The sequence below is a fragment of the Sphingopyxis sp. GW821-FHT12F08 genome (genome assembly GCF_058806755.1).
This window is the reverse complement of sequence record NZ_JBXAQA010000008.1, coordinates 24,620-49,361: the sequence shown is the minus strand read 5'-3', so window position 1 is coordinate 49,361 and position 24,742 is coordinate 24,620. Positions and strand designations below refer to the sequence as shown.

The window sequence follows — 24,742 nt, the reverse complement described above, 5'->3', positions numbered from 1 at the left end:
CTGCGGCCGGCCTCATGGCGGATAGCCGAGGCCGTTGCCCGAGCCGGGGTCGATGATCATGGGGATAGTTTGTCCAATGTCCGTAAAGGTGCACTGAGGTATCTTAGGTAGACAAGCGCGAAGATTCAGATTGATGGAATATGAAGTAGTTACATCATTGTTGAGATCTATTTGATCTCCTCTAGAATCTCTAAAATAATTGTCCACGTATAGTAAACTACGCTCCTCCGCTGGAAAACCAATCATGTACTTTTTGACTTCCGCATTGTAGAATGTCTTATTTATATTCATTTCTCTATTGGGGCCGCTTGTAGGAATTGGCGTAGGCAAAATATGAGATTTACCAAAATTTGCGGTTGCGGCAAATCTAGTAAAAGACATAGGAACGTGTTCGTTGAATCCTATATTCTCATGATCAACAAACATATATATTCTTGACTGACGATCGAATTTAAAATCAGAAAGATCTTCATACACTCTCCCAATGATTTTACATTCTGTAGAACTTGGGGAAGATATTTTTCCGCCACTCAAAGTATTTAGAGCGCAAGATATTTCTTCATCGCTCGGCTCTTCTCCTTCAAAGTATCCGTGACGCGCTACCAAGGCTAGTGGACTTATTGTTGAATCAAATCTTAAATATAGAGCAACAAATATTTTAGGATCATAATTTACGTCTGCTCCAGTAGCAAGTCCTTTTGGATTATCTCCGTGATGAAATTCATTTCCATATATACCTTGTCTTGCAGATAGCTCAAAACTATACCCGCTCATTATTGTTACTGCACAGGAAAATGCCACGATTTTTAAGGATTTCTTGATCATTTTCATTCTCCCCAATCTTCCGCTTCCACCCCGCCCAGAAACGCCTCCAAGCGCCGGACCACCTCATAATCCCCGTTCATGCGCGCCATTCGCGCGACCACATCCCGCGCCGCGCCGAGCGTCGCGCGCCACGCCGGGTCGCCCAGCGCCTTCTGCGATTCCGCCAGTGCGCCGAGCGTGCGCGCCTTTACCTGCTGGTTGACGATATCCACGCCGGCGTTCGCGACCAGCGCGTCGATCGTGTCGCGCGCCGCGCCGTAGAGTTTCACGGCCTTGTCATGTCGTCCCGCGAGTTGCTGGACGCGGCCTTCGCCCATCAGCGACCAGACCATGTGCATGCGATAATCGCTGTTCTTCGGGTCGCGCGCGATCAGGGCGGCGAGCAGCCGGCGTTCCTCGCCGCGTTCGGCCGATGCCTCGGCCAGCCGTTCCTTGCGCTCATAATATTTGGCGAGCCAGCCATGGTTGTTGGCGAGCGCCAGCACCGTTTCGGCCTTTCCGGGCGCGCGCACGAGCGCGACCTTCCCGTCCTTCACCGAGGCCACGCAATAGCCTTCGGCGGCGCGCAGGTCCTTGTCGTCGCGCAGGAAATAGTCGCACATATTGCCATTGGCATAGGCGAGCTCGAGCGCCGTGCGCGCCGATTTCGGCTCGATCGCCGCCAGCCTTTCGGCCTCGCGCAGATAGGCCTGCCAATGCCGCCCCGTGGTCGCGCGATCATCCTTCTGCCACGCGATATAGCCGACCCAATATTCGCTCTGCGCATGCGCGAAGATCGCGTCGGGATCGTCCGGACGCTGCGCCAGCACCGCGGCGGTCGTGCGCCGCGCCTCGGCGAATTTGGCGAGCGCGCCGTCGAGGTTCGCCGCGCGCTCGTCGTCCTCGCCCATCAGGTGCAGGATGCGTGCGCGTTGGTTCAAGCTTGCGGGGGGCAGCCCGCCCAGGTCCTGCTGGCTATAATAGGCCATCGCGCGCGCATTGACCCCGGCCATCACCTCGGGCCGCCCCACCCCTTCCAGTCTCTCGCGCAAATCGGTGAGCATATATTCGACCAGTCCCTCGGCTTCGGCGCGCTGGCGGTCGGCCTCGGCCTGCGCCCGGAGCGCCGCCACCAGCAAGGCAGCCATGACTAGCAGCGCGATCAGCGCCGCGAGCGTGACGGCCGTCACGCGGCGCAATTGCCGCTGGGCATCGCGCTGGACGAGCGCATCGAGATCGAGACCGGTGAGCCCGGCGACCAGTTTCAGCGTGGCGAGCCGCCGCCCGTCGCCGCCCTTGCGGAAATCGGCCGCGGCAGGCTCGCGGCCGTCGAGTGCGTGCGGAAAGGCCGCACGCGGCTCGCCCCTGATCAAGGCCGCCAGGATCGGACGATCGGGATGAAGCGTCCGGAAGGTCTCGATTTCCTTACCCACCCAGATGCTGTCGCGGGCGTCCGGCGAGCATAATACGATCAGCGCTTCCGACCGCGCGAGCGCACCGCGCACTTCCTCCGACAGATCCTCGCCCGCCGGCAGATCTTCACGGTCGCGGAAAATCGGCGCCAGCTTCGGTGGCACCACCCCGCTCGCCGTCGTCAAACCGACCAGCTTCTTCGGAATATGGTAGGTTTCGAGCGCATGGTGGATTTTCTTCCCCCACGCCGCGTCGCGATGACTGTAACTGACAAAGGCCCTGTAGCTGCCGGACTGGTAGGAGTGCCGCAGAGCCCCATCTTCGGCTTCGCCATGCATCGAACGCCCCCCGTTCGTACCTAGTGCATGATCAAAACTGCCCGATATTGCCAACATAAACAAGCGAGCGTTTGCCGCCCAAGAAACGATGGCCGGGAATTTGCAAATAGGATGAACGATTAAATCAACGATTTCAGAATTTGTGGCGTCGCACGAGGTGTCGATTATCTTTTCAGTTGACCGCGTGGCCGTTCAACGGCGCCGCCGCCCGGCCAATCCTTCCTCTGCAGGAGGAGACACCCGCGTCGTTGCGGCCCCGCAAGATCCAGGCGCAGGTCAAGCGACAGCCTTGTTGGCATATGCGTCGGATCTCCCGGGAGCCAAAGCGGCAACGCGGGCGCGCGTCCAACAGCGACGCCACGCGGACACGGGCGCGCGAAAGCGCGCCGCCGCATATTTCTAGGCCGCGGCCACGGGGCTTTTGCGGCGGACGATCGTCTGCGCGTTGGTATATTCGAGCAAGCCTTCGAGGCCCCCCTCGACGCCGACGCCCGATTGCTTCATCCCGCCGAACGCCGCGGTCGGCGACAGGTGCTGGGTTTCGTTGACCCACACCGTCCCGCTCGCGATGCGCTGCGCAAGGTCGAAGGCCTTATCCTCGTCGCGGCCCCATACCGATCCGCCGAGACCATAGTCGGTCGCATTGGCGCGCGCGACGACATCGTCATAATCGTCGAACTTGATCAGCGGCAACACCGGGCCGAACTGTTCCTCCTGGACGATCCGGCTATCCTCGGGCGGGTTGTCGAGGATGGTGACGGGGATGAAATAGCCCGGCACATCGGCTGCCGCGCCGCCGACGAGGAACTTGTAGCCCTTGTCCCTGGCGTCCTCGATCAGCTCGAGGACGCGGCGGTATTGCGCTTCGTTGTTGATCGGGCCGATCTGCGTCCCCTGTTCGGAGCCGTCGCCGACCTTCACCGTCTTGGCATAGGCGACGAGCGCGTCCTTCAGCTCTTCGTAGATGTCCTTGTGCACATACATGCGCTTGGTCGCGATGCAGATCTGGCCGTTGTTGCGGAACGCCGCCCAGAACAGCTCCCCGGCGACCTTTTCGACGTCGACGTCGGGCATGACGATCGCGGCGTCGTTGCCGCCGAGTTCGAGCGTCACGCGCTTGAGCGTCGGCGCCGCCGATTGCATCACGCGCCGCCCGGTCGCGGTCGAGCCGGTGAAGCTGATCTTGTCGAAACCGGGGTGGCTCGTCATCCACGGCCCCAGCGCGTCGCCGCCGGTGACGATGTTGAGCACGCCGGGCGGGAGCATATCCTTGACCAGCTCGCCGAATTTCAAGGTCGTAAGCGGGGTGAAGGGCGAGGGTTTGAGGACCATACTATTGCCCGCGAGCAGCGCCGGGCCGACCTTGAACATCGCGAGCACCATCGGGAAATTCCACGGCGCGATCGCGCCGACGACGCCGAGCGGGACGTGGCGCGTCTCGCTATAGCGCTCGTCGCTGTCCTCGTTGACCGTCACCGGCAGATCGAGCGACGCGGCGCCCATCAGCCAATAGCCGGCGCCCATGATCTCGCCCTCGGCCTCGGCATGCGGCTTGCCCTGTTCGGCGGTGAGCAGGCGCTTGAAGGCGTCGGCATGCGCGAGCACTGCCTGCCCCATGGCGTTGAGCGCGGCCTTGCGCTCTTCGATCGGGGTCGCGGCCCAGCCTGGAAAGGCGGCACGGGCGGCAGCGATGGCGCGGTCCAAATCGTCGGGCGTCGCGCCGGGCGCGCTTCCGATCGCTTGCTCGGTCGCGGGGTTCAGCACCTCGAAGCGCGCGCTGCCGCTATCGAGCCGGCCGCCGATCAGCATCGCATAGTCGCGGTCGAAATCCATTGTCCGTCTCCTTACCCAAACCGTTCGTGCTGAGCTTGTCGAAGCACCGTTCTTCTATCTTCAACTCTCGAAAGAAAGAGCGGCCCCCTTCGACTGCCTTGCAGGCGCTCAGGACAGGCTTCGACACGCTCAGGGCGAACGGAGTTTTGGCGCGTGTTTCTCAAGGTATCAGCACGACCTTGATGCACTCGCCGCGCGCCTGCGCGCCAAGCGCCTCGTTGATCTCGGCAAGCGGGAAGGTCTTGATCAGCCTGTCGAAGGGAAAGCGCCCCGCGGCGTGATGCGCGATCAGTTCGGGGATGAAGCTTTGCGGATCGCTATCGCCCTCGATGATCCCGATGATGCGGTGGCCGGGGGTCATCAGCGCGGCGATATTGACGCTGATCGCGGCGTCGGGCTTCGATGGCACGCCGACGAGCCCAATCGCGCCATGACTGCCGAGCGCGGCAAGCCCGGCCTCGATCACGGGCACGACGCCGCTGGTATCGAAGGCGAAGTCGAGGCCCGCTGGGACGATCGCGCGCAAGGCGGCGGCCAGATCGCCGGCCTCCGCCGGATCGATCACATGTGTCGCACCAAGCTCCGTCGCGATATCGCGCCGCGCGGCAATCGGCTCGACGAGGATGATCGTCGAACAGTCCTGAATCACCGCCCCCATCACTGCGGCGAGGCCCACGGGACCACCGCCGAAGATCGCGATGCTCGATCCCGCGGGGCAGGCGAGCGAGTTCATAACCCCGCCCGCGCCGGTCTGGAAACCGCAGCCGAGCGGCCCGAGCAGTTCGAGCGCGACCTTCGAGGTGTCGACCTTCACGACATTGCGCGCGCGGGTGACGGTGAGCGCCGAGAAGGAGGACTGGCCGAAGAAATGCGAGGTGACGCGTTCATCGCCTTTGGAATAGGCGGTCGACCCGTCGTCGAGCCGCATCCCGGCATAGTTCAGCGGCACGAAGCTCTGGCAATAGCTCGGCAGATGCTCGTCGCAGCGCGGGCAGGCGCCGCAGCTCGAGAAGCCGACGACGACCGCGTCGCCGACCGCCAGCCCCTCGACGCCGTCGCCGATCGCCTCGATCACGCCGGCACCCTCATGGCCGAGCACGCCGGGAAGCGCGAAAGGCGCGAACTGATCGCGGAAGATGAGGTCGGTGTGGCAGAGGCCGACGCCCGCGATGCGCACCCGCACCTCGCCCGCGCGCGGTGCCTCGACCTCGATCGTCTCGATCGTGAACTCGCCGCCGGGCTGACGGACTATTGCGGCCTGTGCCTCTGTCATCCTTGTCTCCGTCATCCCGGCGAAGGCCGGGATCTCATCGTTGCGTATTCCCTTGCCGTGGAGATCCCGGCCTTCGCCGGGATGACGAGATAGGGGGTGTTTGTTGTGCCGTTCAGTGGAGCCCGCGCCGTTCCTGCTGGCGATAGTCGCTCGGCGCCATGCCGAACCAGGCGCGAAAGGCGCGGCTGAAATGGCTCTGGCTGGTGAAACCCGTCGCCTCCGACAAAGCCGCGAGGGTGAGGTCGGTCTGGACAAGCATCTGTTGCGCACGGTCCAGCCGTGCCTTCATCACATATTGGTGCGGCGAGATGCCCGTCGCCTTCTTGAACAGGCGGCAGAAATGCGACGGCGTGACCCCCGCCACCGCCGCCATCGCCTCCAGGCTATGCTCGTCGGCTGGGTTGGCGAGGACGGCGTTCATGATCTTGTGCAGGCGGTAGGCCGAGAAATCGGACACCGGGATCTCGGTAGGGTTGCCGTGCGCGGGCGGGCCCGAGAGGATATGCGCCTTGAGCGCATTCACCATCGCCGCGACATAGGCGGTGCGCTCCTCGGCCTGCGGCGCGTAGAGTTCGGACAGGATCTGGCGGGTGAGCGCGACGCCGAGCGGATCGGCAAAGGCGAAGCGCATCTTGTTGAACTGGTCGGCGTGCGGCTGGCCCGCGAGCACGTCCGACGACATCGAGAGCGTCACGACGTCGAGCTCGCCGTCGACGAGCCAGCCCGTCGGCATCCCCGCAGGGACGATCGTCGCGCAGCCGGGGATCGAGCTCGTCTCGGTCCAGCCATCGCGGTCCCAGGTCTTGACCTGCGGCTTGCCCGCGACATGGACGGTGAAGATCGGCTGCGGCAGCGCGGGGAGGGTATAGCTGCCGACGAACTGGCGCCAGCGGCAGAGCGACCAGCCGTCACCGATCGACCCCATCTCGACGTCGGGCGCGCGGCCGAGGACGTCGCAGATGATTTCCTTATTATCCCAGACGCCGTCCTGTTTCACGCTATCAGCCTGACATCGAGCCGCTTGAAGCCGTTGATGAAGTTCGACCGCACGCGAACCGGCTCTCCCACAATCTCTATCCGCCGAACATGACGCGCCATTTCGGCAAAGGCGAGTCGCAATTGCATCTCGGCAAGCCGCGATCCGACGCAGACATGCGTGCCTGCGCCGAAAGCGAGATGCTGGCGGATCGGGCGCGCGATATCGAAGGCGTCGGGATCGGGAAAGACCGCGGGGTCGCGGTTGCCGGCGGGATAGAAGACGACGACCTTGTCGCCCTTGCGGATTTGCTCCCCGCCAAGCTCGGTGTCGTGCGTCGCGGTGCGGCGCATATGGATGACGGGGCTGGCATGGCGGACCATTTCCTTGACCGCATTCGGCAGCAGGCCGGGGTCGGCGCGGACCCTGTCCCACTGATCGGGGTTGTTCGCGAAAGCGATCAGGCTGTGGTTGATCGAATTGCGCGTCGTCTCGTTGCCGCCGACGAGCGCGAGGATGAGGTTGCCGATGAAGTCGCCGAGCGGAACGGGCTGACCATGGATTTCGGTGTTCGCGAGCAGCGAGGCGATATCGGGGCCGGGGCTCGCGCGGCGTTCGTCGAACAGCGCCGACGCGAAGCCGATGAACTCGCCCATCACCGCCTGCATCGCTTGCGGAGACTGGCGGAAATCGGGGTCGTCCTCACCAACGAAGGCGTCGGTCCAGCGGTGGAGGTCATGCCACATCTCGGCCGGCACGCCGAGCAGCTCGGCGAGGGTGAGCAGCGGCAGCGGCACGGTGAGCAGCGGGAGGATGTCGATCGTCTCGTTCAGCGGCACATCGGCGAACAGCCGCTCGACGCGTTCGGCGATGCGCGCTTCGATGCCTTCGAGCCGGCCCGGAGACAGCGCCGGCATCACGAACTTGCGATATTGCGTATGCGTCGGCGGATCGCGCGAGATGAAAGGGATGCCGATCGCCGACTCGCCCGCCCCGGTCAGCCCGACCTCATTCTCGTTGAAGATGCGGTGCCCGCCATTTTCGTGCGCCGAGGAAAAAAGATCGGCCTGCCGCGACACGGTGACGATATCGTCGAACCCCAGCACCGCCCAGAAACCCGCGCCATCGCTCTCGGGGTTCCAGTGGACCGGGCCCGCGGCGCGCAGCGCCGCAAGCTCGGCATAGGGCATGGCGCCGACATAGAGGTCGGGGTCCCTAAGATCGATAGTCCCGAGGTCGGTCATCGTCAGAAGCTGTAACGCAAGGACACGCCATAGGTGCGCGGCGCCGACGGCACGAGGAAGTTGTACGGGAAGCCCGCGCCGCGCAGGTCGAGGCCATAGCCATAGGTCTTGCGCTCGAAAATATTGTTCGCAAACGCACGGACGGTCAGCGCGTCGTTCGACCAGCTGAGCGAGGCATTGACCTTGGCATTGGCGCCTTGCTGCAATTCCGAATTGACCTGCGGCGTACCCGGCGCGTTCACTTCGTTGAACGGCGAGAAATATTGCCGGCTCGAATAGGCGACATTCGGCGCGAAGCTCACCGTTCCGCCCGCGACGTCCACGACATCCCAGTCGAAACCGAGCTGCGCGGTGAGCTTCGGCGCGAAGGGCAGTTCGTTCCCCGCCAGGTCGGCGCCCTGCAGCGTCAGCTCCTTGTACTTCGAATGCAGCCAGCCCAGCGACGCATCGATGCGGAAACCATCGACCGGTCGCAGCGTCGTCTCGACCTCGAAGCCATAGACCTCCGACGACGGCGCGTTGACCAGGAAGGAGACGGGCCCCGCGCGCGTGTCCTGCAGCTGCTGGTTCGAATAGTCGTAATAGAAGGCCGAGGCGGCATAGGTGAGCAGGCGCCCGCCCGCGCGGCCCTTGATCCCGATTTCATAGGCGTTGACGCGCTCGGGCTCGATATAGCCGATGCCCGACGAGGAGGTGTAGCCGCCGCCGTTGACCGCGCCAGCGCGATAACCGCGGTTGTAGCTCGCATAGACGAGCGGGCCGTCGTCGAAGGTGTAGCTGAGCGCCACGCGGCCGGTGAGCGCATTGTTCGTGTCGGCGAGCGCGAAGCGCGCGGCGGGGTCATAGGCGCAGGTGCCGGCGACGCCCGGACAGGGTACCGTCGTCGCGATCGGGGTCTGCACATCGTCGACCCCGCCGATGAACAGATAGGCGAAGGCGTCGTCGTAGCGCGACTTGTCCTTGGTGTAGCGCGCGCCGAGCGTCAGCACGAGCCGGTCGGCCAGGTCGATATCGGCCTGCCCGAAGACGGCGTAGCTTTTGCGCACCTGCCGGTAATGCTGGAAGAAACCACCCGCCGGCGGCAGCGGCAGGTTGAAGCTGTTGTCGGTGATATTGCGGTCCCAGCCGTAGAAGAGCCCGCCGACGAAGGTCAGCCCGTCGCCGTCATAATTGCCGCGCAGCTCCTGGCTGAACTGGCGATAGTTCGAGAGCCAGTTGATATCGAGGATGTCGAGCGGCGACCCGTCGGCCGCCTGCTGCAGATCCTGCTTGCCGCCGTCATAGCTGGTGATCGAGGTCAGGCTGAGCGTGTCGCTGAGCTCGAGCGCGATATTCGCCGAAAAGCCCCAGGCGTCGGTGCGGTTCTCGCCGATGCGATTCTCGTTGGTCTCGAAGAAATCGAGCCCGGTGCGGAAGGCGCCGAGCCCGTGCACCGCCGCCTGCGTCCCGCGGTCGCGCCCGGCATAGGCGCGCAGCACGACGTCGAGCGTCTCAGTGGGTTTGACGCGCAGCGACGCGCGGCCCTGCAGCGTGTCGATCGAATTGGCGTCGCGCCCGCCGGGGAAGACATTCTTGATCTGCCCGTCGCCCTTGGCGTAATTCACCGCGAGGCGCAGCCCGGCGACATCCTCGGCGAGCGTCGCCTCGGCGGCGCCCTGCGCGGTGAAGGTGTCGAAATTGGCGTAGCCGACCTGCACATAGCCGTCAGTGCCCGAGAGGCCGGGCTTCTTCGTGATGAAGTTGATCGCGCCGCCGGTGGTGTTGCGCCCGAACAGCGTTCCCTGCGGTCCGCGCAGCACCTCGATCCGGTCGAGGTCGAACAGCCCCATCCCGTGGCTGGTGCGCGGCGCCAGATAGACGTCGTCGAGATAGACGCCGACCGGCGAGGCCTGGTTGCTGTTATATTCGTTGGCGACCCCGATGCCGCGCAGCGAGAAGTTCGGCTGGGTGTCGCCATAGGGGCTGTTGATCTGCAGGTTCGGCACCGCATCGCCGAGCTGCGCCGAATTGGTGATCCCGCGCTCGGCGAGGCTGTCGCCGCCGAGCGCGGTGACCGCGAGCGGCACGTCGAGCAACGACTGTTCGCGGCGCTGCGCCGTGACGACGATATCGCCGTCGCTCGCGGCGCCGTCGTCGGCGGGCGGCGCTTCCTGCGCCAGCGCCAGCGTCGATGTCGAAAGCGAAAGCGCCGCAAGAAATGCACGCGCATAGGGCGAAACGGCCATGATCCTTACTCCCGTAAAACCGGCTTCTGCGAGCCTGATCGTCAGGAAATTAGCCGCTTGGGCGACCGCTGGCTTTAGCCCGGCTTGCAACGAGTTTTGACATTTCTTGCGCGGGGCGGGAACGGTCGAAGACTATTTCATATTCGCGCAGAGGCGCAGAGGCCGCAGAGACGGTGAGTCTTTCCTCTCCGCGGTCTCTGCGCCTCTGCGCGCATTCATTGTCACAAACGCAGTTTGGCCGGCTTCGGGCGTTAGCTGCGGTTCCCTTACCTAGTCATTCCCGCGAAAGCGGGAACCCAGTGTGGAGTCAGCCGACGCACACCCTGGGTCCCCGCTTTCGCGGGGATGACAATTGTGAGACGTCCGCCCTCCACCCCGAACCCGCCATCGCCGTAGGTCCGCTATTCACATAGACCCTTGCCGCGTGCCGCCCCGCACAATAGGCGCACAGGCGAAAACAAAGCGAAGGGGACGACCGCTGTTCGATACGCTCACCCTGGCCAGCCTGCCCGCGGCGGACGAGGCGCTGCGTCCCGCGATCCGCGCGCTGGCCGACGAAGCGGCGGCGAAGGTGCCCGCCGACGTCCGCGCGCGGTCCTGGTCGGGCTTCGATCCGGCGTTCAGCCGCCGCCTCGGCGAAGCGGGCTTCCTCGGCCTCACCCTGCCCAAGGCCTATGGCGGGCAGGAGCGCGGACCCTTCGCGCGCTTCGTCGTCGTCGAGGAGCTGCTCTCGGCGGGCGCGCCGGTCGCGGCGCACTGGATCGCCGACCGCCAGAGCGCGCCGCTGATCCTCAATTACGGCAGCGAGGCGCAGCGCGACTTTTACATCCCGCGCATCTGCCGCGGCGAACTCGTCTTCTGCATCGGGATGAGCGAGCCGGGCTCGGGCTCGGACCTCGCGAGCGTGCGCACGCGCGCCGAGCGCACCGAAACCGGCTGGCGCGTCAACGGGCAGAAGATCTGGACGACCAATGCGATGCACGGCGACTATATGATCGCGCTGCTCCGCACCTCGGGCACCAGCGAGGATCGCCACGCTGGGCTGTCGCAGCTGATCATCGACCTGAAGGCGCCCGGGGTCACCGTGCGCCCGATCACCGATCTCGCGGGCGACGCGCATTTCGCCGAGGTCTTCTTCGACAATGTCGAGCTGGCGGACGACGCGCTGATCGGCAACGAGGGCGAGGGCTGGAAACAGGTCACCGCCGAACTCGCTTTCGAGCGCAGCGGGCCCGAGCGCATCTATTCGAGTGTCGTGCTGCTCGACGCATGGATCGGACATCTGCGCGCCCTCGGCCGCGACGATACCGCGACCTGCGCGCTCGTCGGCGACTTTACCGCGCGCCTCGCGACGCTGCGCGCGATGTCGGTCGCCTGCACCGCGCGGCTGGCCTTGGGCGAAAGCCCGGTGACCGAGGCGTCGCTGGTCAAGGACCTCGGCACCGCCTTCGAACAGGAGCTGCCGGTGGCGATCGGCGACGATCTCGGCGCGCATCTCGACGAGGCGGTCGATGCCGAGCTTTATCGCACGTTGATGTTCGTGACCCATGTGGCGCCCAGCTTCTCGCTGCGCGGCGGCACGCGCGAGGTGCTGCGCGGCATCATCGCGCGCGGAATGGGGTTACGGTGATGAGCGAATTTCTCGAACCCTTCGAGCGGATGCTCGAGGATATCGCAACCCCGGCGGCGGTGCGTGCGATCGAGCATGGCGGATCGACCGACGCGATGTGGGGTGCCTTCATCGAATCGGGCTTCCTCGACGCGCTGGTGCCCGAGGATCGCGACGGCGCAGGTCTGCCGCTGGCGGAGGTGCATTCGCTATGGATGGCGCTCGGCCGCCACGCGGTGCCGCTGCCCGTCGGCGAAACGATGATCGTGCGGGCGCTGCTGGCCGAAGCGCCCGAAGGGCCGCTCGCGTTGGCGGTTGCCGACGGGGCTGCCGTCGTTGTCCCATGCGGTCTGGTTGCGGCGCATGTGCTGGTCGAGGCGGAGGGCGAGCTCCACCTGATTGAAGCATCCGGAGAGCCGACAGGTGTGCCCGCCAGCCTTGCCGCGCGGCTCGATCTCGGTGCGCTTCCTGCTCCGGTGGCCTCTGCCCCCGAGGGAGGCCTGCGTGGTCCTGCCGCGGTCCTGCGCGCGGCGCTGATCGCGGGCGCCGCCGAGCGGCTCACGACCATGACCGCTGCTTACGCCAATGAGCGCGTCCAGTTCGGCAAGCCGATCGGGCGGCAACAGGCGCTGCAGCAACAGATGGCGGTGATGGCCGAGGAAATGGTCGCCGCGCGCATCGCCTCGCAGCTCGGCTGTGCGGGCAGTTTCCCGCCGTCGCTCGTCGCCGCTGCCACCGCCAAGTCAATCGCCAGCCGCGCCGCCGCGCGCGTCGCCGCGACCGCGCATGCGGTGCATGGCGCGATCGGGATCAGCGAGGAGCATGATCTCCAGCTCTTCACCCGCCGCCTCCACGAATGGCGCCTCGCCGACGGGTCGGAGACCTATTGGAACCGGCTGCTCGGCGCCGCACGCTTGGCCGATCCTGGTCGCTCGGTCGATTATGTGCGCGAGCGGCTGCCGGGCTAATTGCCGATGCCGTGAATGACCACGGCGTGGGCGCTCAATATTCTCGCACAAAGCCACGAAGCCACAAAGGGGTTCGCTCGGAGAGCGAGTTCTCGGTTGAACCGTCGGCTTTCAAAGAGCTTGCCGCGTTTGGCACGCTTTCTTCGTGGCTTTGTGCGAACAATTTTCTCAGCGCAGCCGGATCGAGCGGACGTGACGTGATGGCGCTCAGCGCGCCGACTCCAGAATCGTTTCCATCGCCACGAAAGTCGAGGTGCTCGCGACATGCGGCAGGCTCGAGATTTTCTCGCCGAGCACGATGCGGTAGCGGCGGATGTCGGGGGTACGCACCTTCAGCAGATAGTCGAAGCTGCTCGCGATCATATGGCATTCCTCGACCTCGGGGATCTGCCGCACCGCCGCGTTGAAGCGGCCGAGCGCCTCCTCGCGCGTGTCGGACAATTTGACCTCGGTGAAGGCGACATGGTCGAGCCCGACCTTGGCGGGATCGACAATCGCGCGAAAGCCGGTGATCAGCCCGCTGTCGACCAGCCGCCTGACGCGCTGCTGGCACGGCGTCTTCGACAGCCCGACGCGCGCGGCAAGGTCGGTGTAGGTGATCCGGCCATCGCGCCCGAGGATGGCGAGGATCTTGCGGTCGAACTCGTCCAGATCGACCATGGATGATGTATTTTTCATATGTTCAGACTAAGAAATCTTCTAAAATTGGTCAAAACATAAATCACAGGCGGTTAATAAAGTCGGATCGACTTCGCGCCATCTGCTAAGAAAGGCGCATGACCCAGCCCACCGACCGCGCCGCCATCCGCGCCCTCGCCCGCCGTCCCGAAACCGATATCGTCGAGGGCCTGCGCGCCGAACTCGCCCGCTCGCCCGCCACCGTCGAGGCAACCACCGCGCGCGGGCTCGCGCTGATCCGCAAGGCGAAGGCCGAGGGTGAGCGCGAGACGCTCGTCGCGCAGCTGATGAACCGCTACCGGCTCTCGACCGAGGAAGGCGTCGTGCTGATGTGCCTCGCCGAGGCGCTGCTGCGCGTGCCCGACAGCGCGACCGCCAATGCGCTGATCCGCGACAAGATCGCCGGGCGCCGCTGGAACGAGGGCGAGGACGAGGACAGCCCGCTGATCGTCGCGCTGTCGGCGCGCGGCCTGTCGCTCGGCTCGGCGACGCTGATGCTGGACGCGATGGGCAGCAAGGCGAACCCGCTCGCCTTGCTCAAGTCGATGATCCGCCGCTCGGGCGAGCCGGTGATCCGCCAGGCGTCGCTCGCGGCCATGAAGATGCTTGGCCAGCAGTTCGTGATGGGCGAGACGATCGACGCCGCGGTCAAGCGCGCCGACAAGGAGAAGCGCGAACTCGCGAGCTTCGACATGCTCGGCGAAGCCGCGCGCACCGCGGACGACGCACAGCGTTATTACGACAGTTACGCCAATGCCATCGCGCGCATCGGCAAGAACGCGAAGGCGGGCGACCCGCACGCCAATCACGGCATCTCGATCAAGCTGTCGGCGCTCCACCCGCGCTACGAATATCTGCAGCCTGCCCGCACCCGCGACGAACTGATCCCGCGCGTCATCGAACTCGCCCGCGCGGCGCGCGCGGTGAACATCCCGCTGATGATCGACGCCGAGGAAAGCGACCGGCTCGAACCGCATATGGACGTCTATGCCGCGCTGATCGATGCGGGCATCGCCGACGGCTGGACCGGGCTGGGCATCGTGGTCCAGGCCTATCAGAAGCGTGCGCCCGAGGTGATCCGCTGGGTCGCCGCCAAGGCGCGCGCGCGCGGCGTCAAGCTGTCGATGCGGCTCGTCAAGGGCGCGTACTGGGATACCGAGATCAAGCGCGCGCAGACGCTCGGGCTCGCCGACTTCCCGGTGTTCACCGCGAAGAACCACACCGACCTCAATTATATGCACTGCGCGCAAATCCTCCGCGACGCGCAGGATGCGATCTTCCCCGCCTTCGCCAGCCATAATGCGATGACGCTCGCCTTCGTCGCCGAGCTGTTCGCGGGCGCCGATTACGAGCTGCAGCGACTCCACGGCATGGGCGAGGGCGCACACGACGCCATCGTTGGGCTCTTCCCGCCGCCGCGCCCGGTGCGCGTCTACGCCCCCGTCGGCACGCACCGCGACCTGCTCGCCTATCTCGTCCGCCGCCTGCTCGAAAATGGTGCGAACTCGAGCTTCGTGCATCAATTCTCCGATCCCGACGTCACCGCCGAACAGCTCGCAGTCGACCCGCGCAGCATCGCGAGCAAAGTCTCCACGATCGCCACCGGTCTAACCCTGCTCGACCCCGAGCGACGTAACTCGCGCGGCTACGACCTTGGCGACCCCGGCGTGCCCGAGGCGCTGATGGCTGCGATCGCCAAGGTGCGCCGCGTGAACTCCGTTGCGGCGCCGATCGTCGCGGGTCGCTCACTGGCAGGCACCGCCGTGCCGGTGCACAACCCCGCGACCGGCGCCGTTATCGGCTCGGTGATCGAGGCCGATGCCGCCGCGGTCGATGCCGCCGTCGTCGCCTCGCGGCAGGTGCAGGAGGATTGGAGCCTCGCGGGCGGCGCCTTCCGCGCCGAGCGGCTCGAACGCGCCGCCGACCTGCTCGAGGAGCGCGACGCGCTCTTCCTGGGGCTCGCCATCGACGAGGCGGGCAAGACGCTCGTCGACGCGGTCGCCGAGGTGCGCGAGGCGGTTGATTTCCTGCGCTATTATGCGGGCCAGGCGCGCGCGCATTTCACCCATCCGTTGCCGCTCCCCGGCCCGACCGGCGAACGCAACGAGTTGATGCTCGAGGGCAAGGGCGTCTTTGCCTGCATCAGCCCGTGGAACTTCCCGCTCGCGATCTTCCTGGGGCAGGTGTCGGCGGCGCTTGCCGCGGGCAATGCGGTGCTGGCGAAGCCCGCCGAGCAGACCCCTCTCATTGCCCGCGCCGCGGTCGAGCTGCTCCACGAAGCCGGCATTCCCGCCGAGATCCTCCACTACCTCCCCGGCCGCGGCGAGACGGTCGGCGCGGCGGTGACGGGGCATGCCGACGTCATCGGCGTCGCCTTCACCGGCTCGACCGAGGTCGCACGGCTGATCAACCGCAGCCTCGCGATGCGCGACGGCCCGATCGCGACGTTGATCGCCGAAACCGGCGGCGCGAACGCGATGATCGTCGATTCGACCGCGCTCCCCGAGCAGGTCGCGCGCGATGCCGTGGCCTCGGCCTTCCAGTCGGCGGGCCAACGCTGTTCGGCGCTGCGCCTGCTCTGCGTGCAGGAGGATGTCGCCGAAGGGATGATCGAAATGGTCGCGGGCGCGATGGCCGAACTCGCCGTCGGCGATCCGGCCTTGCTTGCGACCGACACCGGCCCGATCATCGACGAGGAGGCGCAGGCGAATATCGCGACTTACGTGGCCGACGCCCGCGCGTCGGGCCGCGTGCTCGCCGAGGCGGGCGGCGACCTGCCCCCCGGCGGCCATTTCGTCCGCCCGGCGCTGATCCGGCTGGACGCCGTCACCGATCTCAAGCGCGAAATCTTCGGCCCCGTGCTCCATGTCGCGACGTGGAAGGGCGGCGAGCTCGACGCGCTGATCGATGCGATCAACGCCTCGGGCTACGGCCTGACTTTGGGCGTCCACACGCGCATCGACGGCGTCGCGGCGCATGTCGCGGCGCGGGCGGCGGTCGGCAACGTCTATGTGAACCGCAACCAGATCGGCGCGATTGTCGGTTCGCAGCCCTTCGGCGGCCGCGGCCTGTCGGGCACCGGCCCCAAGGCCGGCGGGCCGCACTATCTCTTCCGCTTCGCCGAGGAAAAATCGATCTCGACCGATATTACCGCGGCGGGCGGCAATGCGGCGCTGATGGCGGGGTAAGATTGGCTTGCACAAAGCCACGAACCCACAAAGGGGACACCAAACTCCGTTCGTGCTGAGCTTGTCGAAGCACTGTCCTTCCTCAAGCGTCCGAAGCAAGAGCGGCCCTTCGACAAGCTCAGGGCGAACGGGGAAAATATTCTTTGTGGCTTCGTGGCTTTGTGCGAGCCAGAATTAAGCCCCCGGCACCCCCAGCAACTGCGCCTGCGCCTTGAGCCGCGCCGCCGCGCCCGGATTGGCCGCGATGCCGTCCTTCAGCGCCTGCGCCGCTTTCGCGGTCTCGCCCAGCGTCATGCGGCTGCGCATCAGCATGATCCAGCGGTCGGCGTCGCCCGGATTGGCCTTCAGCTTGGCTTCGAGCCCGCTCACCATGCCCTCGATCATCGCGTCCTGCTGGCCCTTGGGCAGCTGCGAGGCGGCTTCCATGTCCGATCGGCTCGGCCCGGGGATCGCGCGCGCGGCGACGGGCATTTCGTCGGCGGTCAGTGGGCGCGGCTGCGTGCTTGCCAGCCGGCCCGCCACCTCGATCTTGTGGATCGCGCCGACCTGTTCGATCGTGCGGCGGAGGTCCGCTTCCCACGGCGCGCCCTGCGGCGTGTCCTCGAGCAAGGCGAACCAGTCGGCGATCGCGCCCTTGTGGTCGCCGCCGATATCCTTCTTCACCGCCATGAAATAGCGCGCGCGCGGGTCCCTGGCGTCGAGCGCAACCGCCTTTTCGAACGCCTGCAGCGCGGCCGCCGGCATCGGGTCGCGCTCGCTCGCCATCACCCGCGCCTCGCCGAGCGCCGACCACAGCCCCGCCGAATCGGGCGACAGCGTGGTCGCTTTCTCGTAGGCGGTCGCCGCGCCGGCGAAATCGCCGAGGTCGAAACGCGCGGCGCCGAGCTGCGTCCACGCGTCGGCGCTGTTCGGTTCGGCCTTGGTCCGCGCCTCGAGCGCGGCGAGTTGGTCGGAAGGCAAGGCGCCGGTTTCGGCCGCGGCCGCGGGGGCTTCGCCCGCGCGGTCGCGCCAGATCGCATAGCCGATCGCGCCCGCCAGCAGCACGAAGGCGGCGATCAGGATCAGGCCGTTCGCCCGCGTCATGCCGGTGCCGGCCGCCTTGGCCATCTCGTTGCTCTCGCTCATTTTTGCCCCTTTTGTGCGCCTGCGAAAAAATGACCGCCCGGCGCGGTCGCGGCTTGCCTTTGCTCCCCGATGGTGTAGCCTTTGGGGGGCGAGGTCGGTCAACGATAAAATCGCAAAATGGGGTCGCACCGAATTTTCCCGGCCAACAGGGGAGGGGTGCATGGCAGTTTCGGATCACGTCGATTTCAAGACGTTCATGGAGGGTGTGTCGAAGCGCAACCCGGGGCAGCCCGAGTTCGTCCAGGCGGTGCAGGAAGTCGCCGAGGACATCTTCGATTTCATCGCCGACAAGGAAGAATATCACGCGCAGCAGATATTGCGGCGCATCGCGGAGCCCGACCGCGTCGTCTCGTTCCGCGTCTGCTGGGAGGACGACAAGGGCAATATCCGCGTCCAGCGCGGCTGGCGCGTCCAGAACAACAATGCCATCGGCCCGTACAAGGGCGGCATCCGTTTCCACCCGTCGGTCACCGAATCGGTGCTCAAATTCCTCGCCTTCGAACAGACGTTCAAGAACGCGCTGACCGGCCTGCCGATGGGCGGCGGCAAGGGCGGGTCGAACTTCAACCCCAAGGGCAAGAGCGTGCGCGAGATCATGCGCTTCTGCCAGAGCTTCATGACCGAGCTCTATCGCCACATCGGCGCCGACATCGACGTGCCGGCGGGCGACATCGGCGTGGGCGGGCGCGAAATCGGCTTCATGTTCGGCCAGTATAAGCGCATCACCAACGAATTCACCGGCGTGCTGACCGGCAAAGGCCTCGAATGGGGCGGCTCGCTGATCCGCACCGAGGCGACCGGCTATGGCGCGGTCTATTTCCTCCAGAACATGCTCGCGGCGAAGGACATGGACCTGGTCGGCAAGAGTGCGGTGATCTCGGGCTCGGGCAATGTCGCGACGCACGCCGCCGAAAAGATCGTCCAATTGGGCGGCAAGGTGCTGACGCTCTCCGATTCGGGGGGCTTCATCCATGATCCCGACGGCATCACCCAGGAAAAGATCGACTGGGTGAAGGCGCACAAGACGCACCGCCGCGGCCGGATCGAGGAATATTGCGAGGAGTTCAAGAGCGCGAGCTTCACCGCGGGCAAGACGCCATGGGGGGTCAAGTGCGACGTCGCTTTGCCCTGCGCGACGCAGAACGAGCTGCTCGGCGACGACGCGCGTGAGCTGGTCAAGAACGGCTGCATCGCGGTCAGCGAAGGCGCCAACATGCCGACCAACCTCGAAGGCGTGCATGTCTTCAAGGATGCGAAGATCATGTTCGCCCCCGGCAAGGCCGCCAACGCCGGCGGGGTCGCGGTATCGGGCCTCGAAATGAGCCAGAACAGCGAACGCCGCAGCTGGAAGGAAAGCGAGCTGCAGCAGATGCTCAAGGACATCATGGACGGAATCCACAAGAGCTGCCTGACCTATGGCGACCAGGGCGGCGGCTATATCGACTATGTGAAGGGCGCCAATATCGCGGGCTTCAAGAAGGTCGCCGACGCGATGCTCGCGTTCGGGGTGGTGTAAGACGGCGGTCGAGGTGCAAAAGCGCCCGGCGGGGTAAAAGGGGTTCTGCGATGACGACGCACGCTGGAAAGGAGCGCCGCGATCGGCCCTCGGCGGCGTTTGCCGCCGTCCGGCCGGGGCTCGTGGCGTTTGCCGCTCTCGTGCTGATGCTGGCGACGCTTGCCGTGGCGGCCGTTATCGCCGCCCCGCCCGCGCGCTCGCAGGGCGAGGTCGCCGGGCGCTACACCGGCGTCGCCTCGTGCGCGGGATCGACCTGCCACGGCCGGATGGAGGGCGACGGCACCGTCGTCCGCCAGGACGAGCTGATGAAATGGCAGGAGCCCTCGACCCCCGGCGGAGCGCACAGCCGTGCGTGGGCGGTGCTCAGCAACAGCCGTAGCCAGTTCATTGCGCGCAACCTGGGGCTGAAGGACGCCGCGACCGCGCCGATGTGCCTCGGCTGCCACAGTAGCAAGGGCGCGATCGACGCGGCGGGCGGCGCGATGCGCGGTACCGTCCCGCTCGAGGATGGCGTCGGCTGCGAATCGTGCCACGGCCCGGCGGGCGGCTGGATCGCCAGCCATTATGCCGGGGTCGGCACCAACGCCGATCCCGACCGCGAAATGCGCGACAAGCATCTCGCCAATCTCTCGGCGGGCCTGCGGAAGCTCGAAGATCCGGTGGCGCGCGCGGGCGTGTGCGTCGACTGCCACTTCGGTTCGGCGGGCGAGGGGCAGTTCGTCACCCACCGCATCATGGCGGCGGGGCATCCGCGCATCGCCTTCGAGCTCGACCTCTTCTCCTCGCTCCAGGCGCATCATCAGGAGGATGCCGATTATGGCTGGCGCAAGTTCGGCGCCGCGGGTGCGCGCACCGACCATGTCCAGATGTGGGCGGTCGGGCAGGCCGAGGCGCTCGAACGCAGCCTCCAGCTCTTCCAGTCGAAGCGCGGGACCGAGGGGATGTTCCCCGAATTCTATTTCCTCGACTGCCACAGCTGCCACCGCCCGATCTTCGACCAGGCGAAGCCGGTGAAGACGAGCCTGGACAATCCCGGGCGGGCGTTGGGCGACGGGCGCGGTTATCCCGAAGGCATGCCGCCCTATAATGACGAAAATCTGATCATGTTGTCCGCCGCGGCGCGGATCGCCGCGCCGGGGCTCGCCGACCAGCTCGCGGCGCGCACCGCCGCCTTCCACCGCGCGATGGCGGTCGATCGCGACAGCGCCAAGGCGGCGGCGGCGCAGCTCGGCCAGACCGTCGCGGCGCTGAAGCGCGCCTTCGCGTCGCGCAATTTCTCGGGCACCGACGCCTTCGCGCTCGTCGACGCGATCTCGGCCAAGGCGGTGAGCGAGCGCTTCACCGACTTTTCGGGCTCGCAGCAGGCGGTGATGGGGGTCGATACTTTGCTCAATTCGATGGTCTCGTCGGGGCGCATCACCGTCGGCGCGGCGGCGGGCATCCGCGGCGACATCGACCGCGCCTATGCCGCGGTGAAGGACCCCAACGCCTATAAGCCCGTGCAATTCCAGCAATCGCTGGGCAGCGCGGTGCGCGCGATCCGGGCGCTGCGCTGACGACCGACATGCAGAACCGAACCCGTCTCTTCCGCTCGACCGCTTTCGCCGCCATGGCCGCGCTGCTCCTGTCCTCGTGCGGTGGTGGTGGCGGGGGTGGCGGCGGCACGCCGACCCCGACTCCTGTGCCGACTCCCACACCCACTCCGACCGGCGGGCTCTTCACCCCGCCCGCGGCCGAATCGCTCAGCAGCGCCGACGTCCAGCAGATCATCGCGCAGGCGGTCGGCGAGGCGCGCGCGCGCAGTCGCCCGTCGATCATCGCGGTGACCGACCGCGTCGGCAACGTGCTCGCGGTGTTCAAGATGACCGGCGCGCCCGACACCGCGGTGGTCAGCCGCAACCGCATCGACGGCCCGGCGCCCGCGGGGGCGCAGATCGCGCTGCAGGGCGCGACGATCCCCGCCGCCGCCGCGGCGATCGCCAAGGCGATCACCGGCGCCTATCTGTCGAGCGGGGGCAATGCCTTTTCGAGCCGCACCGCCAGCCAGATCGTCCAGGAACATTTCCCGCCCGCGCCGACAACCGTCGGGCTCGAGAGCGGGCCTTTGTTCGGGGTGCAGTTCAGCCAGCTTCCCTGCTCGGACCTGTCGCGGCGCTTCGTCCCCGGCGGCGGCGCCGGCGCGCTGATCGGGCCGAAGCGCTCGCCGCTCGGCCTCGCCGCCGATGCCGGCGGCTTCCCGCTGTACAAGAACGGCGTCGTGGTCGGCGGCATCGGAGTGATGGGCGACGGCGATTACGGCTTCGACCCCAATATCCTCGACATCGAGAATGACGACGAGGAAGCGATCGCCTTTGCCGGCACGCAGAATTTCGCGGCGGCCGAAGCCATCCGTGCGGAGCGGATCACCGTCGACGGCACCTCGCTGCGCTTCAGCGACGCGACGCCCGCCAGCCTGTCGCCGCTCCAGACCAATTTCGGCGCAATCAACGGCAGCCAGGGCGCGCTGATTCCGGTCACCGGCTATACCGACGGCACGCTCATTGCGGGCACCGTCTATGGCACCGAGGCGTCGGGCATTCGCGCGAGCACCGCGGGCGAATTCTCGAACCGCGACGCCTTCGTGCTCACCGATGGCAACGGCGCCCCGCGCTATCCGATCCGCGCCGGCACCGACGGCGCGGCGGTGGCGCAGCCGCTCTCCGCCGCCGAGGTGCGCGCGGTGCTCGAAGAAGCCTTCACAATCCTCTCCCGCGCGCGCGCGCAAATCCGCCGCCCGCTCGACAGCCGGATGCAGGCGACGATCAGCCTCGTCGACACCAATGGCGAGGTGCTGGGTATCGTCCGCTCGCCCGACGCGCCGATCTTCGGCACCGACGTGTCCTTGCAGAAGGCGCGTACGGTCGCCTTCCTGTCGGGCAGCCGCGCCGCGCCCGAATTGCTCGCGACCCCGGTCGTGCCGGGCGTCGCCAATGTGCCCGCCTATATCCAGCGCACCCGCACCTTCCTGAACGATCCCGCGGCGCTGAGCGGCGGCACGGCCTTCGGTGATCGCTCGGTGGGCAACCTTGCGCGGCCCTATTTTCCCGACGGCGAGGTCGCGCGCCCGGCGGGGCCCTTCTCGGTCGAACAGGCGGCGCAGTTCAGCCCCTTCGCGGTCGGGCTGCAGGTCGATCTCGTCGCGCTCAACATCGTCCAGCACCTCAATTTCGTGGTCAGCAACGGCGCCAGCCCCGACACCGCGCAGCAATGCACGCAAGTTCCCGACACCTCGCTCGGGCGCAAACGCATCGCCAACGGCATCCAGATCTTCCCGGGCTCGGTGCCCATCTATCGCGGCAACACGCTGGTCGGCGCGATCGGGGTGTCGGGCGACGGCATCGACCAGGACGATATGGTGAGCTTCCTTGGGCTCCATAACGGCGGTGCGCGTGTCGGCGGCATCGGCAATGCGCCCACCGGCATCCGCGCCGACCGCGTCGTGGTCAATCTGGCGGGCGGCGCCAGCGTGCGGCTGCGCTATGTCTCCTGCCCCTTCGCGCCCTTCCTCGACACGGCGCAGCAAAATGTCTGCGACGGACTCTAGACGATGAGCCTCGCGGGAAGCAGCCTTTGGCCGATCATCGCCAGCCTGGCGGCGCAAGGCGCCCCGGGCGATGCGGCCGAGCCTGCGCCGGCTTCGGCTGAAGCGCCCGCGGCCGAACCCTCGCTCGACGAGCTCACCCCGCCGCCGCCGCCGGTCGACTGGCTGGAGATGATGGGCGACGATCTGCTGACCCAGATCATCGACGGCCGCCGCCGCCCGGGCTATCGCCCCGACCTGCCCGACCAGCTGACCCAGGACAATGTCGGCGCGCTGCGCCCGCCGCCGCCCGAGGCTTTTCCGGGGATGGAGGACCAGCTGCCGGTCCCCGACCGCTGGCGCCTGATCGAGAGCCTGGGGGTGGTCAAGGAACGCTGGTTCGACCCCTATCACCAGAATAGCTACAAGGGCGACCGCGCGCTCTGCATCCCGACGAAGGAAGAGCAGGAACTGCGCCAGCGGGGCGGCGAGGCGCGCTGCAAGACGCCCAAGTTCCTGGGGCTGAAGGGCGAGGACTGGTTCTTCGTCGTCAACGCGGTGTCGGACACGGTGTTCGAACCGCGCACCTTCCCGATCCCCGTCGGCGTCCAGACCACCTCGCGCCCGGGCAGCCTCGATGTTTTCGGCAAGAACCGCAGCTTCGTCGCGGCGCAGACCTTCATCGTCGGCGCGGCGCTGATCAAGGGTTCGACCGCGTTCAAACCGCCCGACATCGAATACCGTCTGACGCTCGCCTATCAGGCGAATTATGTCGACGTGCCCGAACGGCGCGTGCTCGACGTGCGCCCGTCGAAGAAGAGCAACCGCTTCGACCATTTCATCGGCGTGCAGGAATTGTTCGTCGACAAGCATCTCGGCAACACGTCGGACCGCTACGACTTCTACTCGATCCGTGTCGGCATCCAGCCGTTCCAGAGCGATTTCCGCGGCTTCCTGTTCCAGGATTCGCAGCTCGGCATCCGCCTGTTCGGCAACCGCGACAACAACCGCTTCCAATATAATCTCGCGGCCTTCTGGCGACTCGAAAAGGACACCAATTCGGGCCTCAACGACATCACCCAGACCCCGCGCGACGACTTCGTCTTCACCGGCAATCTCTATCGCCAGGATTTTCCGTTCGTCGGGCTGACCAGCCAGGTCAGCGTGACCTACAATATGAACCGCGAAAAGAACGACGTTCAGATCGACCACAACGGCTTCCCGGTGCGCCCGGCGTTGCTCGGCGACCTGCGCGGCCGCGAATATGACGTCGTGTACCTCGGCTACAGCGCCGACGGGCGCATCGGGCGCATCAACCTCACCGCGAGCTTCTACGCCGCGCTCGGCGAGGACCGGAACAGCTTCTTCACCAGCAAGCCCGCCGAGATCCGCGCGGGCTTCGGCGCGGTCGAACTCAGCTACGACCACGACTGGATGCGCTTCCGTCTGTCGGGCCTCTACGCCACCGGCGACCGCGATCCCTATAACAACACCGAGGGCGGCTTCGACGCGATCTTCGAAAATCCGATCTTCGGCGGCGCCGACACCAGCTACTGGATCCGCCAGTCGATCCCCTTCGCGGGGGGCGGGCGCGTCATCGCGATCTCGGGCCGCAACGGCATCCTGAATTCGCTGCGCTCGTCGAAGGAAGAGGGGCAGTCGAACTTCAACAACCCCGGCACCGTCTTCGTCGGCGCCGGCGCCGATTTCGACTTGTCGCCGCAGCTGCGCGTCAGCACCAACGTCAACCATCTGTGGTTTGCGAACACCTCATCGCTCCAGGCGCTGCGCATGGAGGGGACGATCCCCAAGGATATCGGCTGGGACCTGTCGGTCGCGACGATCTGGCGGCCCAAGGCGACGCAGAATATCGTCGGGCGCCTCAGCGCCGCGGTGCTCGTCCCGGGCAAGGGGTTCAAGGACCTGTTCGAAAACAAACAGCGCGAGGACGTCTATGTGTCGATCCTCGCCAATGCGATCTTGAGTTTCTGAC

Annotated in this window: 16 protein-coding genes; 7 read left to right on the top strand and 9 right to left on the bottom strand. The window is 66.2% G+C overall.

Translation table 11 applies throughout. The annotated features are described in order from the left end of the window. Window positions 1-12: 12 nt before the first annotated feature. From AC1RNQ_RS19990 to AC1RNQ_RS19960, 7 genes are all read right to left on the bottom strand, one after another. A complete protein-coding gene (locus AC1RNQ_RS19990) occupies window positions 13-825 on the bottom strand; it encodes a hypothetical protein (protein WP_493174016.1) in 813 nt (270 codons plus the stop codon). A gap of 2 nt (window positions 826-827) precedes the next feature. Then, window positions 828-2,555 carry a toll/interleukin-1 receptor domain-containing protein gene (locus tag AC1RNQ_RS19985; protein ID WP_493174015.1) on the bottom strand — a complete coding sequence of 576 codons (1,728 nt, stop codon included), beginning with the start codon at window positions 2,553-2,555 and terminating at the stop codon, window positions 828-830. 399 nt (window positions 2,556-2,954) lie between these two features. Continuing rightward, window positions 2,955-4,388, bottom strand: coding sequence for an aldehyde dehydrogenase family protein (locus AC1RNQ_RS19980; RefSeq protein ID WP_493174013.1), 1,434 nt, complete (start codon window positions 4,386-4,388; stop codon window positions 2,955-2,957). Between the two features lie 160 nt (window positions 4,389-4,548). Then, complete coding sequence (locus tag AC1RNQ_RS19975; protein ID WP_493174011.1) at window positions 4,549-5,661, bottom strand: NAD(P)-dependent alcohol dehydrogenase; 1,113 nt, start codon at window positions 5,659-5,661, stop codon at window positions 4,549-4,551. 112 nt (window positions 5,662-5,773) lie between these two features. Continuing rightward, window positions 5,774-6,658, bottom strand: a complete 885-nt coding sequence (locus tag AC1RNQ_RS19970; protein WP_493174009.1) for a helix-turn-helix domain-containing protein — start codon at window positions 6,656-6,658, stop codon at window positions 5,774-5,776. Beyond that, window positions 6,655-7,881, bottom strand: coding sequence for a cytochrome P450 (locus AC1RNQ_RS19965; RefSeq protein WP_493174008.1), 1,227 nt, complete (start codon window positions 7,879-7,881; stop codon window positions 6,655-6,657). The genes AC1RNQ_RS19970 and AC1RNQ_RS19965 overlap by 4 nt, the downstream gene beginning before the upstream one ends. 2 nt (window positions 7,882-7,883) lie before the next feature. Then, on the bottom strand, window positions 7,884-10,106 hold the full coding sequence (locus tag AC1RNQ_RS19960) for a TonB-dependent receptor (protein WP_493174006.1): 2,223 nt from the start codon (window positions 10,104-10,106) through the stop codon (window positions 7,884-7,886). 424 nt (window positions 10,107-10,530) lie between these two features. On the opposite strand from AC1RNQ_RS19960, the gene AC1RNQ_RS19955 reads away from it, so the two are divergent. Then, window positions 10,531-11,736: an acyl-CoA dehydrogenase family protein gene (locus AC1RNQ_RS19955; protein WP_493174004.1), complete on the top strand. Its 1,206-nt coding sequence runs from the start codon at window positions 10,531-10,533 to the stop codon at window positions 11,734-11,736. Then, window positions 11,736-12,683 carry an acyl-CoA dehydrogenase family protein gene (locus tag AC1RNQ_RS19950; protein ID WP_493174002.1) on the top strand — a complete coding sequence of 316 codons (948 nt, stop codon included), beginning with the start codon at window positions 11,736-11,738 and terminating at the stop codon, window positions 12,681-12,683. Before AC1RNQ_RS19955 ends, AC1RNQ_RS19950 begins: the two co-directional genes overlap by 1 nt. A 207-nt stretch (window positions 12,684-12,890) precedes the next feature. On the opposite strand, the gene AC1RNQ_RS19945 is transcribed toward AC1RNQ_RS19950, so the two are convergent. Beyond that, window positions 12,891-13,361 (bottom strand): Lrp/AsnC family transcriptional regulator, encoded by a 471-nt coding sequence (locus AC1RNQ_RS19945; protein ID WP_493174000.1) that lies wholly within the window; start codon window positions 13,359-13,361, stop codon window positions 12,891-12,893. A 98-nt stretch (window positions 13,362-13,459) separates the two neighbouring features. Between AC1RNQ_RS19945 and putA the strand changes: the two genes are divergently transcribed. After that, window positions 13,460-16,549, top strand: a complete 3,090-nt coding sequence (gene putA / locus AC1RNQ_RS19940; protein WP_493173998.1) for a bifunctional proline dehydrogenase/L-glutamate gamma-semialdehyde dehydrogenase PutA — start codon at window positions 13,460-13,462, stop codon at window positions 16,547-16,549. A 174-nt stretch (window positions 16,550-16,723) separates the two neighbouring features. Here the strand turns inward: putA and AC1RNQ_RS19935 are convergent, their stop codons facing one another. Next, window positions 16,724-17,674 carry a tetratricopeptide repeat protein gene (locus AC1RNQ_RS19935; RefSeq protein ID WP_493173996.1) on the bottom strand — a complete coding sequence of 317 codons (951 nt, stop codon included), beginning with the start codon at window positions 17,672-17,674 and terminating at the stop codon, window positions 16,724-16,726. Between the two features lie 160 nt (window positions 17,675-17,834). Between AC1RNQ_RS19935 and gdhA the strand changes: the two genes are divergently transcribed. From gdhA to AC1RNQ_RS19915, 4 genes are read left to right on the top strand one after another with little or no spacing between them, the layout of a single operon-like run. Beyond that, window positions 17,835-19,190, top strand: coding sequence for an NADP-specific glutamate dehydrogenase (gene gdhA, locus AC1RNQ_RS19930; protein ID WP_493173994.1), 1,356 nt, complete (start codon window positions 17,835-17,837; stop codon window positions 19,188-19,190). Between the two features lie 50 nt (window positions 19,191-19,240). Further along, window positions 19,241-20,746, top strand: a complete 1,506-nt coding sequence (locus AC1RNQ_RS19925; protein ID WP_493173992.1) for a multiheme c-type cytochrome — start codon at window positions 19,241-19,243, stop codon at window positions 20,744-20,746. A gap of 53 nt (window positions 20,747-20,799) precedes the next feature. Then, a complete protein-coding gene (locus AC1RNQ_RS19920; RefSeq protein ID WP_493173990.1) occupies window positions 20,800-22,773 on the top strand; it encodes a heme-binding protein in 1,974 nt (657 codons plus the stop codon). A gap of 3 nt (window positions 22,774-22,776) precedes the next feature. Next, window positions 22,777-24,741, top strand: coding sequence for a hypothetical protein (locus AC1RNQ_RS19915; protein WP_493173988.1), 1,965 nt, complete (start codon window positions 22,777-22,779; stop codon window positions 24,739-24,741). The last annotated feature ends 1 nt before the right edge of the window (window position 24,742 follow it).